General features: G+C 65.3%; 17 protein-coding genes. 9 read left to right on the top strand and 8 right to left on the bottom strand.

Features of this window, described 5'->3' with window-relative positions; all coding sequences use genetic code 11:
• Positions 1-78: 78 nt before the first annotated feature.
• The gene (locus ACFSQR_RS06575; RefSeq protein WP_377728839.1) at positions 79-981 is read left to right on the top strand and encodes a c-type cytochrome; all 903 of its coding nucleotides are present in this window, start codon (positions 79-81) and stop codon (positions 979-981) included.
• A 91-nt stretch (positions 982-1072) separates the two neighbouring features.
• Here ACFSQR_RS06575 and ACFSQR_RS06580 read toward each other — a convergent pair whose 3' ends face one another.
• The 3 genes from ACFSQR_RS06580 to ACFSQR_RS06590 all read right to left on the bottom strand — a co-directional run bounded on the left by ACFSQR_RS06580 (position 1073) and on the right by ACFSQR_RS06590 (position 3379).
• A complete protein-coding gene (locus ACFSQR_RS06580; protein WP_377728840.1) occupies positions 1073-1990 on the bottom strand; it encodes a beta/gamma crystallin-related protein in 918 nt (305 codons plus the stop codon).
• 99 nt (positions 1991-2089) lie between these two features.
• On the bottom strand, positions 2090-2524 hold the full coding sequence (locus ACFSQR_RS06585) for a DoxX family protein (protein WP_377728841.1): 435 nt from the start codon (positions 2522-2524) through the stop codon (positions 2090-2092).
• A gap of 60 nt (positions 2525-2584) precedes the next feature.
• On the bottom strand, positions 2585-3379 hold the full coding sequence (locus tag ACFSQR_RS06590; protein ID WP_377728842.1) for a dioxygenase: 795 nt from the start codon (positions 3377-3379) through the stop codon (positions 2585-2587).
• A gap of 186 nt (positions 3380-3565) precedes the next feature.
• Between ACFSQR_RS06590 and ACFSQR_RS06595 the strand changes: the two genes are divergently transcribed.
• The 4 genes from ACFSQR_RS06595 (at position 3566) to ACFSQR_RS06610 (ending at position 8448) form a co-directional block, all read left to right on the top strand.
• Entirely contained in the window at positions 3566-3784 is a 219-nt protein-coding gene (locus ACFSQR_RS06595; protein WP_377728843.1) for a hypothetical protein, read from the top strand.
• A 164-nt stretch (positions 3785-3948) separates the two neighbouring features.
• Complete coding sequence (locus ACFSQR_RS06600; protein WP_377728844.1) at positions 3949-5361, top strand: MATE family efflux transporter; 1413 nt, start codon at positions 3949-3951, stop codon at positions 5359-5361.
• Positions 5362-5454: 93 nt separating this feature from the next.
• Positions 5455-7671 carry an alpha/beta fold hydrolase gene (locus ACFSQR_RS06605; RefSeq protein ID WP_377728845.1) on the top strand — a complete coding sequence of 739 codons (2217 nt, stop codon included), beginning with the start codon at positions 5455-5457 and terminating at the stop codon, positions 7669-7671.
• A 114-nt stretch (positions 7672-7785) separates the two neighbouring features.
• A complete protein-coding gene (locus tag ACFSQR_RS06610; RefSeq protein ID WP_377728846.1) occupies positions 7786-8448 on the top strand; it encodes an ion channel in 663 nt (220 codons plus the stop codon).
• Between the two features lie 60 nt (positions 8449-8508).
• On the opposite strand, the gene ACFSQR_RS06615 is transcribed toward ACFSQR_RS06610, so the two are convergent.
• Positions 8509-8694 (bottom strand): CsbD family protein, encoded by a 186-nt coding sequence (locus tag ACFSQR_RS06615; RefSeq protein WP_377729031.1) that lies wholly within the window; start codon positions 8692-8694, stop codon positions 8509-8511.
• Between the two features lie 123 nt (positions 8695-8817).
• Entirely contained in the window at positions 8818-10875 is a 2058-nt protein-coding gene (locus ACFSQR_RS06620) for a M13 family metallopeptidase (RefSeq protein ID WP_377728848.1), read from the bottom strand.
• A 287-nt stretch (positions 10876-11162) separates the two neighbouring features.
• On the opposite strand from ACFSQR_RS06620, the gene ACFSQR_RS06625 reads away from it, so the two are divergent.
• A complete protein-coding gene (locus ACFSQR_RS06625) occupies positions 11163-11444 on the top strand; it encodes a flagellar protein FliT (RefSeq protein WP_377728849.1) in 282 nt (93 codons plus the stop codon).
• A gap of 67 nt (positions 11445-11511) precedes the next feature.
• On the opposite strand, the gene ACFSQR_RS06630 is transcribed toward ACFSQR_RS06625, so the two are convergent.
• Entirely contained in the window at positions 11512-11949 is a 438-nt protein-coding gene (locus ACFSQR_RS06630; RefSeq protein WP_377728850.1) for a hypothetical protein, read from the bottom strand.
• Between the two features lie 381 nt (positions 11950-12330).
• Positions 12331-13134 (bottom strand): FimV family protein, encoded by an 804-nt coding sequence (locus ACFSQR_RS06635; protein ID WP_377728851.1) that lies wholly within the window; start codon positions 13132-13134, stop codon positions 12331-12333.
• A 115-nt stretch (positions 13135-13249) separates the two neighbouring features.
• On the opposite strand from ACFSQR_RS06635, the gene fumC reads away from it, so the two are divergent.
• The 3 genes from fumC (at position 13250) to ACFSQR_RS06650 (ending at position 15340) form a co-directional block, all read left to right on the top strand.
• Entirely contained in the window at positions 13250-14647 is a 1398-nt protein-coding gene (gene fumC / locus ACFSQR_RS06640) for a class II fumarate hydratase (RefSeq protein WP_377729032.1), read from the top strand.
• 79 nt (positions 14648-14726) lie between these two features.
• Entirely contained in the window at positions 14727-14945 is a 219-nt protein-coding gene (locus tag ACFSQR_RS06645; protein ID WP_377728852.1) for an RNA-binding S4 domain-containing protein, read from the top strand.
• Between the two features lie 107 nt (positions 14946-15052).
• On the top strand, positions 15053-15340 hold the full coding sequence (locus tag ACFSQR_RS06650; RefSeq protein ID WP_377728853.1) for a DUF883 family protein: 288 nt from the start codon (positions 15053-15055) through the stop codon (positions 15338-15340).
• Positions 15341-15404: 64 nt separating this feature from the next.
• Here ACFSQR_RS06650 and ACFSQR_RS06655 read toward each other — a convergent pair whose 3' ends face one another.
• Complete coding sequence (locus ACFSQR_RS06655; protein ID WP_377728854.1) at positions 15405-15602, bottom strand: YjfB family protein; 198 nt, start codon at positions 15600-15602, stop codon at positions 15405-15407.
• Positions 15603-15651 lie beyond the last annotated feature (49 nt).

The following is a 15651-nucleotide window of genomic DNA, read 5'->3' on the forward strand; positions in this document are numbered from 1 at the left end:
TTTTTTTGTGCACACAGCACAAGAGAGTGCTAGATTCCGATATGTAATCAGTTACCTTTTTCACAAGGGGATTGCGCAATGGACAAATGGATAAAACGCGGGGCAATAGTAGTCGGTGTGGTGGTACTCGCCGGGGCGGCTGCCGCGGTGACGGGCAAGGTGCTGGGTGAGCGCAAGATGGAGCGCACGCTGGACGTGGCGGTCAAGCCCGTTCCGCTGTACACGGATGCGGCGCATATCGAACAGGGCCGTTACCTGTTCAGTACGCGCGGCTGTGCCGAATGCCATGGCGACAATGCCGCCGGCAAGCTGGTGCTGCAGGACGGCGGCATGCTGGTGGTAGCGCCCAACCTGACCGGGGGCGCCAACAGCGCCACCTCATCCTATTCCGTGGTGGACTGGGTGCGCACGCTGCGCCACGGCGTCAAGCCGAGCGGCAAGCCGGTGGTCATCATGCCGAGTGAAGACTACAACCGGCTCACGGACGAAGATGTGGGCTCGCTGATCAGCTACGTGCGCCAGCTTCCGCCAGTCGACGGCCAGCGCGGAAGGATCGAACTGCCGCTGCCGGTCAAGGCGCTGTACGGATTCGGCGCGATCGAGGATGCGGCCGAGAAGATCGACCACAGCCTGCCGCCTTCGCAGCCCGTGCCGGTCGCGGTGTCGGTGCAGCATGGGGCGTACGTGGCGAATGCCTGCATCGGCTGCCACGGCGCGGGCCTGAGCGGCGGCGCCATCCCCGGCGGTCCGCCGGACTGGCCGGCCGCGGCAAACCTCACGCCCGGCAAGGGCAGTGCGATGAAGCGCTATGAAAATGCAGACGCGTTCGTGGCCATGCTGCGCACCCGCAAGCGCCCGGATGGCACGGCCATCAGCCCGGTGATGCCGTTCGAATCGCTGGCGCGGATGACGGACACCGACATGCGCGCCCTGCACGCCTACCTGCAAACCGTCCCGGCGCGCGAGTTCGGCAACCGCTGACCGCAAAAAAAAGGGGACCGTCCCGCAACGGGACCGTCCCCTATTTTTCCTGACGGGCGATAGCGCTTGGCCGCCCCGGCGCTACGAACCGTCAGCGCAGGCGGCGCACGGACGTGATGGCGCGGTCCAGATCGCCCAGCCTGTCGTAGCGCCCCGGTCCCAGCACGAGGCACTGGCCGCCCATACCTTCGTGCTCGCAGAACTGCCATTCGCCTTCGCTGATCACGATCGAGCTGGCGCGGTCATTGAACCCGAACTCCGACATCGAATGCACATCGCGGTTCAGCGCGATTGCCGAGCCGCTGAAGCCTGCCCCCGTGAACAGTTCCACCGCCGGGCGTCCTGAGCCCGCACCGGGCCCGCCGTACGCAGGCTCGTCGCCATAGCGGTCATTGCGGTCGAAACGGTCCACGCGGCGTGCCGACGACACCCGGCCCGCGAGTCCGCGTCCAAGGTCATTGTGGACGCCCGGCCCGTAGGTCCGGCAGACGCCGCGGAAATTCGCGTCGCTGCACAGCTCCCAGGTGCCGCGCAACACGCGGATCCCGTAGGTACGGTCGTTGAAGCCGATGTAGGTAAAGTCCGGCGTGTCGCGGCCCACGCTTTCGCCGCGTCCGCGCAGGTCGGTCGTGGCGTACAGCTGCAGCACCGAGTCGCGGTCGCGCCGCCCGCCACGCGGCCCGTCGTCGCGGTCACGGCCGACCCGGCGCACCGAGGAAATGCGGTCGTTCATGCCGTCCATGCGGCGGTACTGGCCCGGCTCGAACACGCGGCAGCCGCCACGGAAGCCGGCGTCCATGCACACTTCCCACGCACCCGAGCGGACGATGATTGACGAGGTGCGGTCATTGAAGTTGAAGCGATTCAGGTCCGGCGTGGCTTCCCGCAGGGTCAGCTCGCGTCCGTTGAAATTATCGTGCTCATACAACGTGATTTCAGCCGCTGCCGCCTGGACGGCGGGTAGGCACAGCGCGGCAACCAGTACAGCCTTGAGCGAGCGTGGGAACATGATCGGTCCTTTCTTGTCTAGTACGTTCATTCTGCCAGTTTGCCGACACTGGTGAGCTAATGACTTGTGAAACGTGTAACAAAGTCCTACGGCCAATCCTCAGTTCCACTTCCCCCCTGCCCCGCCCGCGCTGAAGCGTCCCGCCCCCAGCAGCATCACGGCAAGGGCCGCGGCGATAAACATGGCCTGCAATTCGATCGCCCAGCCGCCGGTGTCGTTGAGCCGGGACAGGTCGCGCATGTGCACCAGCGCCACCGCGACCAGCATATTGCCCAGCACGACAAAGGCGGCGGCGCGCGCCCACAGGCCGATGATCAACAGGACCGGGGCGAGTACCTCGCCGACGTAGACCAGATAGGCGATCGCCGTCGGCAGCCCGCGCGACGCCAGCATGCCTTCGATGAAGCCGACGCCATTTTTCAGCTTGGCGATGCCGTGCAGGAGGATCAGCCCACCCAGCGTCACGCGCAGGATCAGTTTGCCCAGGTCGGCCTGGCTGCCGCCGGATACACGTACGGTTTTATTCTTGTTCATCGCTGCTCCTCCAAGGTTGTATCGAAAGCCCAAGCATATACCGGCCCTGCGCGGGCGGGCTCACGCTTCCGCGCCGCCGAACGCGTACACGTCCATCGCCAACACGCCGTACTCGTGGCTGGCGTGCAGCTGCCGCGCCCGGGCCCCTGCGCCAGCGCCCAGCGCCACGAACAAGGGCAGCAGGTGCTCCTCGGTCGGATGGTTGCGGACCGCATGCGGCGCCTCCGCGCGGTACTGGCGCAGCGCCTCCAGGTCGCCGCCCTCGAGCGCGCGCTTCATCCAGTCGCCGAACGCGCGCACCCAGTCGGGCGGCGCGGAGTCGATCGGCTGGCCGCGGAATTCATACAGGTTGTGGGTGAGCGAACCTGAACCGACCACCAGCACGCCCTGGTCGCGCAGCGGCGCCAGCGCGCGGCCCATGCGCTCATGATCGGCCGGAGTCGCGCCGCGCACCACGGACAGCTGCGCTACAGGGATGTCCGCAGAGGGATACATCAGCGTCAGCGGCACCCAGGCGCCATGGTCGAGACCTCGCGTCGCGCTGCGCCCGGCGCTGAAGCCGGCCTGCTCCAGCAGCGCTGCCGCGGCTTGCGCCATGTCCGGCGCGCCCGGCGCCGGGTAACGCATCTCGTACAGCGCCGGCGGGAAGCCGCCGAAATCGTGGATGGTCGCGGGCCGTTCCGCCAAGCTCACGGACGGCTGCCCATTGGTTTCCCAGTGGGCGGAGGCCACCAGGATCGCGGAGGGGCGCGGCAGGCGCGCGCCCAGCTCCGCGAGGAAATGGCGGGCGGGGCTGTCGCTGATCGCGAGCGTAGGCGCACCGTGCGAGATGAACAGGGAAGGCATGCTGGCCATGGTCGCTCCTATCTGAATACCATCACTGTACCGCTTATCGGCCGCCCTCGCTGTGGAGCCGGATTGGCCACTGGAAACGCTTCCGGCAGGTGTCCGGATCATGCGCCAATCCACGCTGCTTTGATACAAAATGCAATACGTTCCGGCGCGGCTGCAGGAACAGCCGAACGGCAACCCGGAGGACAGATGGACTCGTGTGACCGCCGAAAGGATTTCGCGACGGCCGAGAAGATCGACATGGCGCTCAAGACCAAGCGCGCGTTCGATACGCACACCGCGATGCGTTTCCTCACCATCGCAGGTGTGCCGACCCATCTCGCGCGCAACGTGCTGGAACGCCCGTTCGGCTGCACCCGCGCCGACAGCGTGCTGACCGGCCCGCAGGAACGCCGCAAGCGCCGCTAGAGCCGGTCCGGCGATCGCCCGCACGAGCAATTGCATACTCCCCCCCAGTATCTGCGACACGCCGCCCGTGGCAGGTGATACCGGGGGGGTATGCCCCGCAAGATGACGCGGCGGCACATACCCCTCCCCCCACGGTAGAATTGCCGCTTTTGCATGCACGCGCCATGAATCATCCCCCCTACTCCATCGCCCGCGAAGTCCGCGAACTCTGGCACCTCGCCTGGCCGATCCTGATCGGACAGATCGCCACCGTCGGGCTTGGGGTACTGGACGTCGCGATGACCGGCCACGTGAGCGCCACCGAGCTGGCCTCCGTGTCGCTGGGCGCGTCGGTGTGGATGATCGTGGTGGTCACCGTCGTGGGCGCCATGATTTCGATGAACACGCTGGTCGCGCACGAGATGGGCGCGCAGAACCTCGGGCGCGTGCCGCACCTGGTACGCCAGGGCATGTGGAAAGGCCTGGGCATCGGCCTGGCCGCCGTGCTCGGCATGTGGCTCGGCACCCTCGTGTTCGACCACCTGCAGGTATCGCAGGAAGTGCATGACCGCGCCACCGCGTTCGTCCTGATCACCAGCCTGGGCATGCCGGCATTGGGCATGTACCGCGCGCTGTACGGCTACAGCGCCAGCATCAACCAGACCAAGCCGCTGATGGTGATCGCGCTGGGCGGGCTGGCCTTCAACGCCGCATTGAACTGGGTGCTCGTTTTCGGCAACCTGGGCGCACCGCGCCTGGGTGCGATCGGCTGCGCCATCTCGACCGCCCTCGGCATGTGGCTGATGACGCTGGCGATGATCGCCTGGATCCGCATCGGCCGCGCCTACCGCCTGACCTACCCTTTCACGCACTGGGAGTGGCCGTCGTGGGTGGAGATCGCGCCCATGCTGCGCCTTGGCCTGCCGATCGGGATCACCTATTTCGCAGAGGTGAGCGCCTTCGGCATCGTCGGCCTGCTGATCGCGCGCTTTGGCGAAGTGGCGCTGTCGGCGCACCAGATCGCGCTGAACTTTTCCTCGCTCGTGTTCATGGTGCCCATGACCTTCGGGATCGCCATGATCACCCGCGTCGGCCAGGCGCTGGGCGAAGGCGATCCGGTGCGCGCGCGCTTCGTGTCGTGGCTGGGCGTGGGGATGTCGATCGGCTTCGCGCTGGTGTCGGCGCTGTTCATCGCGGTATTCCGCTGGGAGATCGCGCGCGCCTACACCATCGACGCGGGCGTTCAGGCCCTGTGCGTGGAACTGCTGTTGTTCGCCGCCGTGTTCCAGCTGTCGGATGCGACACAGGTGGCCGCCTCCTCGGCGATCCGCGGCTACAAGGTCACGCGCGAGCCGATGATGATCCAGCTGCTGGCGTTCTGGGTGGTGGCGCTGCCGCTCGGGGTCTGGCTGGGGCTCGCGCCGGAATGGATGCCGTTCGCACCGGCCGAAGCGATGGGCGTGCACGGTTTCTGGATCGCGCTGACGGTGGGCCTGACCATCGCGGCGGTGCTGCTGACCTGGGTGCTGGCGCGCCTTGCCCACCGGCGTGCAGCGGCGGTGGCTGCCGGTGCGGGGCTGTCGCCTGGCGTGGGCTGACCTGGGGCGCCCCCGGGTATTTACTGCGCAGTAAGGCCGACTCTGGTATTGTCTCGCGGTTGTTCGGATTAACCCTTGCCGCGAGAATCTTCCATGCGTTTTATCCTTCCCCTCATCGCCGCCCTGGCGTTTGCAGCGCCCGCCTCCGCGGAGCGCCTGACGCTTGACCGCATCCACGGCGACCCAGCGCTTGCCGGTCCCGGCGTGCGCATGCTTAAAGTGTCGCCCGATGGCGCCCGCGTCACGTTCCTGCGCGGCCGCGCCGACAACCAGTACCAGCTGGATTTGTGGGAATACAACCTGAAGGACAAGAGCACCCGCCGCCTGGTCGATTCCAAGGTGCTGGTGCCAAAGGAAACCCTGTCGGACGAGGAAAAGGCGATCCGCGAGCGTAACCGCACCGCCAGCCTGTCGGGCATCCTGTCGTACAGCTGGTCGCCGGACGGCCGCCAGATGCTGGTGCCGATCGCGGGCGACCTGTTCCTGGTCGACGTGGCCAGGCCGGACGCCGCGCGCAAGGTGGCATCGGGCGCCGTGATCGACCCGAAGATTTCGCCCAAGGGCCGTTACGTCTCGTTCGTGCGCAAGCAGAACCTGTACGTGATCGACCTGAAGACCGGCGCCGAGCGCCAGCTCACCACCGACGGCGCGGGCACCATCCACAACGGCGAGGCCGAGTTCATCGCGCAGGAAGAGATGGACCAGGACACCGGCTACTACTGGGCGCCGGACGATTCGGCCATCGCCTACAAGCGCTACGACGAGGCGCCGGTGCCGGTCGTGCGCCGCTTCGAGATCTTCGCCGACCGCACCGACGTGATCGAGCAGCGCTACCCTTCCGCCGGCGACCCGAACGTGCTGGTGGACCTGATGATCGTATCGCCGGAAACCGGCCAGACGCGCAAGATCGACCTGGGCCCGAACCGCGACATCTACCTGGTGCGCGCCGACTGGAGCGCGGACAGCAAGAAGCTGGCCTACCAGGTGCAGTCGCGCGACCAGAAGAAGCTGGACCTGGTGCTGGTCGACGTGGCCACGCTGGCGCAGAAAACCCTGCTGACCGAAACCTCGAAGACCTGGGTCGAGATCCACAACGACCTGCGCTTCCTGAAGTCCCGCCCGGGCTTCATCTGGGCCTCCGAGCGCAGCGGCTACAAGCACCTGTACCTGTACGACATGGACGGCAAGCTGCAGCACCCGATCTCCAGCGGCGCCTGGTACGTGGACGACGTGCTGGCAGTCGACGAGAAGGCCGGCCGCGTGTACGTGGCGTCGAACCGCGACGCGGTCACCGACAAGCAGACCTACGCGCTGTCGCTGGACGGCCGCAATGCCGACAAGCCGGTGCGCCTGACCCGCGCCGACGGCTGGCACGAGTCTTCGTTCTCGCGCAACGGCCAGGTGTTCGTGGACACCTATTCGCATCCGGACACCCCGCCGCAGACGTCGATCCACAAGGCCGACGGCACGCTGGTGCAGTGGGTCGAGCGTAACGAGCTCAATGCGTCCCACCCTTACTTCAAGTACAAGGCAGACCACCTGCCGACCGAATACGGCACCATCAAGGCGAAGGACGGCCAGACCCTGCACTATGCGATGATCAAGCCGGCCAACTTCGACCCGGCCAAGCGCTATCCGGTGTTTGTGCGCATGTACGGCGGCCCGCATTCGCAGTTCGTCCAGCGCAAGTGGGGCAACAACTTCGACCAGTACATGGCGCAGCAGGGCTACGTGGCGTTCCGCATCGATAACCGCGGTTCGGCACGCCGCGAGCGCGTGTTCCAGGACGCGATCTACGGCCAGCTCGGCAAGCACGAGGTGGAAGACCAGCTGGCCGGCATCGACTGGCTGGGGCAGCAAAGCTTCGTCGATGCCAAGCGCGTGGGCGTGTTCGGCTGGAGCTACGGCGGCTTCATGACCCTGCGCATGGCAGCGGCGGCCTCGGACAAGATTGCCGCGGCGGTTTCGGTTGCACCGGTGACCGACTGGGCGCTGTACGACACCCACTACACCGAGCAGTTCGTTGGCGGCACCCCGAAGGACGTGCCGCAGGCGTACGCGCAAAGCGGCGTGTTCGCCCACCTGGACGGCCTGAAGTCGCCGCTGCTGCTGGTACATGGCATGGCGGACGACAACGTCCTGTTCACCAATACCACCAAGCTGATCGACGAGCTGGTGAACCGCGGCGTGCAGTTCGACCTGATGACCTATCCGGGCGCCAAGCACGGCATTTCCGCGCGCGCCGGCCAGCGGCATGTGTACGGCCTGATCGATGCGTTCTTCCGCAAGCACCTGATCGACGCAAAGTAAGCCGTCGTCCCGGCAAAGGCCGGGCACGATGACGAATTCAAACGGGACCTGCGTGGTCCCGTTTTTTCATGGCTGATGACATAATGCGCACATCCCGAACATCGTGCGCCGCCAATGAAATCCTTCCGCCTGATGCAACGCCACCCTTCCGCTGTCCTGATGCTGGTCCAGCTGCTCGGCATGCTGGTCTATCCCTTCCTCGAAGACACCGCTGGCGGAAAGACGGCGTTCAACGTCATCGGGATCATCGTGCTGGTGTTCGCCACGCGCATGGTGCGCCGCACGCCGGGCCACGCCTGGGTCAGCGCCAGCATCGCGCTGCCGGTGATCGTGCTGCTGGGACTGCAGATCTTCTTCAACATGTATTACCTGCTGCCGTTCCAGTCGGTGATGGAAGCGCTGTTCTACTTCTATGCCGCGGGCAGCCTGATCGCGTACATGATGGAAGACCGCGAGGCGACCACCGACGAGCTGTTCGCGGCGGGCGCCACGTTCACGCTGCTGGCCTGGGGCTTCACGCACCTGTTCGTGATGATCGAGGCGATCAGTCCGGGTTCGTTTGCAGCGGCCGTGAATGTGTCGAGCCCGCGCACATGGACGGAGCTGAACTACCTGAGCTTTGCGCTGCTTTCCTCGACGGGGATTGGGGATGTGATTCCGCTGACCTCGTATGCGCGCGCCGTGGCGAGCGTGGAGATGCTGGTGGGAATTATGTACCTGACTGCGGTGGTGACGCGACTGATCGGATTTACGGTGCAGCACTCGAGCACCAAGTAGCGTCGCCGGGATGACGGCGAAAAAAAGGGGCAGCCCGTTCGGACTGCCCCCGTTGCTTACTTAGCGGTTCTTGCCGCGGTTACGCAGCGCATCCTGGGCCTCGCCCAGTTTTTCCTGCGTCTTGCCTTCTACCTGCTTGGAAAGGCCCTTGGCCTGCTGCTCGCTGGAACCAACTGCTTTGCCGACTTCTTCCTGAATCTTGCCGCCGATATCTTTCGCGGCGCCCTTTACCTTGTTCTCATTCATGATGATTACCTCTCTGTGAACGATCAGGGACGTGCCCAATTGCACGCCTTCAGGGCAACTTTAGGCCATGCACTCCCCCCGCTCTGTACGCGAGCTAACGTTAAGAGTACATGGCCTGCCGCGTTACCAGACCCGGACGCGCTGTTCCGGCGCCAGGTACAGCTTCTGGCCCGGCTTCACGTCGAAGGCCTTGTACCACGCGTCGAGGTTGCGCACGGTATAGGTGCGCCATGGACCCGGCGCATGACCATCGGTGACGATCTGGGCGCGCAGCGCCTGTTCGCGCGTCTTGGTACGCCAGGTCTGCGCAAAGCCGCGGAAGAACTCGCGGTCGGCATCCTCGACCGACGCGCCGGACGGCAGCGTGGCGCGGAACGCGTCGTGCGATGCGGCAAGACCTGCCAGGTCGGCCAGGTTTTCGGACAAGGTCAGCTGGCCGTTGAGCGCCAGGTCATCGAAGGCCTTGTAGGCGTCGTACTGCTTGACCAGCGCCTGCGATGCGCTCTTGAAGTGCTCCGCGTCATCCTTGGTCCACCAGTCGCGCAGGCGGCCCCTGGAGTCGAACTGGGCGCCCATGTCGTCGAAGCTATGGCTGATCTCGTGGCCGATGACCGCGCCAATCGCGCCGTAATTGTGCGCATCCGACGCTTTCGGATCGAAGAACGGCGGCTGCAGGATGGCGGCCGGGAAGTTCAGCGCGTTCTGCATCGGCATGTTGATCGCGTTGACCAGGTGCGGCGGCATTGCCCATTCCTTCGGATCGACCTTCCTGCCGAGCTTGGACAGCTCCTGCGCGTAATGGAATTCCTCGGCGCGCATCGCATTGCCCAGCGCGTCGCCCGGCTTGACCGTCAGGCCCGCGTACGACTTCCACTTGTCCGGGTAGCCCACGCCCACGTACAGGGTCTTGAGCTTGGCCTTGGCTTCGGCGCGGGTGGCAGGCGCCATCCAGTCCAGCTTGTCGACGCGCTTGTCGAAGGCGGCGACAATGTTTTTCACCATCTGCTGGATGCGCGCCTTATTCTCGGCGGGGAAGTAGCGGTCCACGTACAGGTGGCCCACCGCTTCGTCGAGGGCCGCGTTGGTGGCGGACAGGCCGCGCTTCCAGCGCACCGACTGCTGCGGCGTGCCGCGCAGGGCACGGCCGGTGAATTCGAACTTCTGGTCCGACATCGCTTTCGGCAGCGTGGAGGCAAAATGGTTCAGCTGGTGGAAGGCCAGCCAGTCCTTCCAGGTGGAGAGGTCTTCGGAGCCGACCAGTCTGGCCGCGCCGGTCATCGCACCCGGATGCCATACGATGAACTTCTTCTGGCCCGACAGGCGCGCCGCCTTGAACAGCGCGTTCCAGTCCATGCCGGGCGCCTTGGCGGCGAAGTCCTTCAGCGTCCACGGGTTGTTGGACTTCTGGATGTTGGCGGAATCCTCGCGCGTGGCGTGCGATTCGGCCAGCTTGCGCTCCAGCTCCATCACCCTGGCGGCGCGCGCAGCCGCATTGTCGTAGCCGGCCAGCGTGAGCATGGCGGCGATGTGTTCCTGGTACTTGGCGCGCAGGCCCGCCATGCGCTCGCTGGTGTCCACATAGTAGGCGCGGTCAGGCATGCCGAGGCCGCCCTGCAGGATGTACGGGGTATACCGGGTCGGCTCGGTCAGGCCCTGGGCGATCCAGATGCCGAACAGGTTCTCGGTGTAGAAGTTGGTGGCGTTCAGCGGGTCCACGTCGGCGCGCAGCGACTGGCCCAGCGCCTGCGTCAGGCCCTTGCGGTCGCGGATCGCGTCGATCTTCGCCAGGACCGGCTTGATCGGCTCGAGCCCCTTGGCTTCGATCGCCGCTTCGTCCATGAAGGTGGCGTAGAAGTCCGCGACCTTGCGCGCTTCGCCCTTGGCGTTCTTGTCGGCCACCAGGCCTTCGATCATCTGGCGGATGCGGTTATTGGTTTCTTCGGCCAGCTGGCCGCCCGCGCCCCAGGCACTCTTGTCGGCCGGGATCTCGGTGTGCTGCAGCCACTCGTGGTTGGCGAACGCGTAGAAGTCGTCGCCGGGCGCAGGCATCGGATAGCGGGTGGCCTGCTCGGGCGCCGGGGCCGGCGCCTGCACGGCTGCCTGGCCGGCCGCCTGGAGTGGCAGCGAAAGGAACGCGCCGCACAGGGCAGCGCAGAGGGCGGTCTTGATGGGTGCTTGCATTCGATGGGTCCCCTTTTACTTGGTTTGGTTATCCCGGCAGCCCGACACCAGCGGGTCGCGCAGTACCGGCATGGTGCACTCTACCCCTGCCGCCTGCCGTGCGCCGCCAAATTGCGACGAACTGCAAAATGCCAGAATGCAATGCCGAAATCGCATGACAGGATGCGTATTGACGGGGCCCGCTAAAAATATCAAAAAAAATGTTCTCGGAACCCTAAAGTTCCCTAAATGGGCGCCGTAAATGAAGGACACGCGGTAATCCGCACACTTTTTCAGCAGGTGACAGCATGACCTCCCAGGACATCCTCTCGATGTACGAAAAAATCGCAGGCATCACCGCCCAGATGGCGGTCGCGGCGCAAGCCGGGGACTGGGACCGCCTGGCCCTGCTGGAAGGCCAGTGCAAGACCCAGGCCGGTGCTGCCGAGGCAGGTGCCCTTGCGCTGACCGGCGAACTGCGCGCCCGCAAGGTTGCCCTGCTCAAGCAGATCATGGCGAACGACCGCGCCGTCCGCGAAGTGACGGAACCCTGGCATGCACGCCTGGCGGCCACCATGGCTGCCCACTGAGCGGCTAGTTCCCGACAAAAAGAGCGCCCAGGTGGCGCTCTTTGACGTTTACCACCCCCTGTTCAGATCACTTTTCCTGCAGCAGGATGGGCAACTCGCGGGTGTAACCCGGCGCGGCCAGCGCCAGCGTGGTCGCGATGCCGCCCACGGTCGTGTAGCTGCCCTGTGCCGTCCCCTTGACCTGGCGCGATTCGACCACCATGCCGTCGAACGCCAGGCTCAGGACCGGACGCTGAAAGGTCCCCGTAACCGTGACCGGAACAGCGGCAGCGGCGCCCTCCTCCTTCATGGTCCCCGTGCCGGTCAGTTGGCCGTTGCTGCCTTCCTGCAGCTTGAAATCGATGCGGATGACGTTCGGGGCGCTGGTCGTTCCGACCCAGTCGCCGGCCACCGAGCGCAAGGTGTCCTCCAGCGAACGATGGATATCCTGTTCGGTGGGGCCGCCACCGCCGCACGACGCGCTCATCAGCGCGGCCAGCACACCTGCCAACATCGGTTTGCGCATTGCCGTCCCCTCTGTATTGATGACCTGACTTTACCGGAGACTGTTGCCAAGCGCTATCGCTATTCGTATGAATACGCAGGAATGAAAAAAGCGCCCGAAGGCGCTTTTTCTGAATTCGGAAGGCGATCGCCAGGTATCTCCGGGCGTCGCCTCTTGCCGGTTGCTTCTCCGGCGTCCTTCGCACACTGCAGGCTACGGACTGCTTCCGGAAACAGGCGTTTCTTCAACGTCGACCTGGTGTCGCGCCACGCCATCTTTGGTGACTGCGGCAGGTCCTCTGTACCGTTAGCGGTCTGGTTAAGACCGATGAATCAAGTATAGCGCAATTTCCGGATGGCGCGTGGAAGCCGGCAAAAGTTCGTGCGCGGAACTAAACCCAGATCAAGTCTCACGCGAATCCACAGCCTCTGACCCGGCACGGCGTCGCCGGGAGCGCCGCCACCACCATCCGCCACCGCCCAGCGCCAGCATGCCGCCGCCGGCCAGCGCGGCCCACACGGGGGTGCCGCCGGCCTCTTCCCGAGCCGGTCTTGCTGCGGCTGGCTTGCGCGGCTGAACCGGCCGGGCCACAGGCCGGGTTCCCTGCATGTCGATGGCATACTGCAGCGCCTTCACCTTTTCCTCCAGGTCGACGATCTGGGCCGACAACTGGGCGTTCGTATAGTCGAGCGCCTGGCAAGCCAGGTCGGGCGGACGCGGGCGCGGCGGCGGCGCCTTCGCCGGCACGGGTTCCGGCTTGCGCTGCGCTTGCGGCGCTGGCACCGGTGCCGGCGCTGGCGCGGCCACCCGCACGGGAGCCGGCGGTACCGGTTGCAGCCACAGCGTCGCCGGACGGATCGACAGCTTGCCGTTTTCGGCCAGGTCGAGGAACAGGTGCAGGTATGCAGCCTCGACCGGCTTGATCGAGGTGATGTGCAGGAATTGCCGGCCGTCGCGCCGCATCACCGACATGTGCAGCGTGTCGATCACGGGCGAGCGGGCAATGTTGGCCCCGCGGTAGACGTCATCGTGGGCGATATAGGCGCGCACCGCCCCGCCCTCGTCCGGCAGCAGCTCGATGTCCGCCACCAGCTGCTGGCCGACGTGCGACTTGACCACGGGTTCGCCCAGCTCGGCGGCGTTCAGCGTGCAAGGCGCGGACAGCGCCAGCGCTGTCAGGATGGGTAGCAGGCGTGAATGGTGCATATGGGAAACATTTTAGCAAGCATTGCAGGCGCACCGCGAGATTTTTGGGCTGTGCATCGTTAACGCGCTTTCGGCTAAACTCTTTAGCAACACACCGACGAGCAGGAGCCGCATGATGGAGTTCAGGAGCGAGAAGGACAGTTTCGGGCCGATCGACGTGCCGGCGCAGCGCCTGTGGGGCGCGCAGACGCAGCGCTCGCTGGGCCATTTCGCGATTTCCTCCGAGCGCATGCCCGAGTCGCTCATCGCGGCCCTGGCCCATGTCAAGCGCGCCGCGGCGGTGGTCAACCGCGACCTCGGCCTGCTCGATCCACAGAAGGCCGACGCCATCGTGCGCGCAGCCGACGAGGTATTGACCGGCCGGCACGGTGACGAGTTTCCGCTGTCGGTATGGCAGACCGGGTCCGGGACCCAGTCGAACATGAACATGAACGAGGTGCTGGCCAACCGCGCCTCCGAACTGCTGGGCGGCGAGCGCGGCGAAGCCCGCCTGCTGCATCCGAACGACGACGTGAACATGGGCCAGTCGTCCAACGACATGTTCCCCACCGCGATGCACGTGGCGGCCGCCCAGGCGGTTGCGAACGATGTACTGCCGGCGCTGGCGCAACTGCGCGGGACGCTGGAGCGCAAGGCGCGCGACTTCACGTCCATCGTCAAGATCGGGCGCACCCATCTGCAGGATGCGACGCCGCTGACGCTCGGACAGGAGTTTTCCGGCTACGTGGCGCAGCTTGAGTTCGCGGAACAGGCCGTGCGCGCGGCGCTGCCGGGCTTGCTGAACCTGGCGGCGGGCGGCACGGCAGTGGGCACGGGATTGAACGCGCATCCCGACTTCGCGCAGCGCATCGCGGCCGAACTGGCGGCGGCCACCGGCCAGAGCTTCCGCACCGCGCCCAACAAATTCATGGCGCTTGCCGGGCACGACGCCATGGTGGCAGCGCACGGCGCGCTAAAGACGCTGGCCACCGCCCTGACCAAGATCGCCAACGACATCCGCTGGATGGCATCCGGCCCGCGCTCCGGCCTGGGCGAGATCACCATCCCGGAAAACGAACCGGGCAGCTCGATCATGCCGGGCAAGGTCAACCCGACCCAGGCCGAAGCGCTGACCATGCTGTGCTGCCAGGTGTTCGGCAACGACGTGGCCATCACGATGGCGGGCGCATCGGGCAACTTCGAGCTGAATGTGTACAAGCCGGTGATCATCCATAACTTCATGCAGAGCGCACGGCTGCTGGCCGACGGGATGCGCTCGTTCGACAAGCACTGCGCCCGCGGCATCGAGCCGAACCGTGCGCGCATCGGCGAACTGATGCAGAAGTCGCTGATGCTGGTGACGGCGCTCGCGCCGCATATCGGCTACGACCGCGCGGCGCAGATCGCCAAGAAGGCACAGCAGGAGGGGACGACGCTGAAAGAGGCCGCGCTGGCGCTCGGCTATGTGACGGCGGACGAGTTCGACGCCTGGGTAGTGCCGTCGGACATGACCCATCCCGCAGTGCGGAGCTGACGGCCGCCCTGAGCCACGGGCGCTACCTGTACACTGTTAGGTATCGTACATTCATCACCCAAGCTCAGGAATAAAATAAATGCAACAAGTCACATTTGAACTGCGCGGCGAATTCGTCGAGCTGAACCAGCTGCTGAAACTGTCGGGACTATGCGACAGCGGCGGCGCCGGCAAGAACATCGTCGCGAGCGGCGAGGTCAAGGTCGACGGCAAGCGCGAGCTGCGCAAGACCGCCAAGATCCGCGCCGGGCAGGTTGTCCAGCTGGGCGACGTGCGCATCAGGGTGGAGGCTCCATAGCCGAGGCTGCTCTGCAGTAATAGCAGGGCTCGCTTGAGTATGGACAAACCGGCAAAAGTGACATGTCGTAACGTGAATACATGATCAATCCGGTTTGAGGTGCCACCATGGAACGCCAGGACCCACAGCAAGTCACGCAGCAGCGCCTGATCGGCGACCTGCGCCTCGTGATCGAGAATGCCGAAGAGCTGCTCAAGAATACGGACAAGTACACGGGACCCGTGTACCAGACGGCCCGCGCCAAGCTGGCACTGGCGCTGAGCGCGGCGACCGAGGAGCTGGCCAGGTTCGAGGACGCGCAGCTCGCCCAGATGATCGCCCGAACGCGCGAAGCGAACGACCTGCACGCCGACAAGACGGGCGAGGAACGCATCCTGCGGGCCTTCCTCAACTGACCCTGGTTGCTTCGGCAATAAAAAAACCGGCCTGGTGGCCGGTTTTTTATTTGCTGCGGTCCGCTCAGGCGGTGGTATTGACCTTGTTCCCCAGGTGCGAAGGCAGGTTGACCGACGGGGTCGACTTGATCGCCTCGATCATCTGGGTTGCCGCTTCCGACTGGATCTGCTGCGCGCGTTTCTGCACCGCGATCGCTACTTCCTGCTTGTTGCCAGTTTCGGCGATGCTCGTTGCGAGCTTTGCAATTCCTCCGACATCCATGATGTCCTCCCAGTTAGCCTTATCACCTCAGGTAACGGCCGGTTTTAGC

The organism is Pseudoduganella sp. GCM10020061 (genome assembly GCF_042683405.1).
Classification (GTDB): domain Bacteria; phylum Pseudomonadota; class Gammaproteobacteria; order Burkholderiales; family Burkholderiaceae_D; genus Telluria.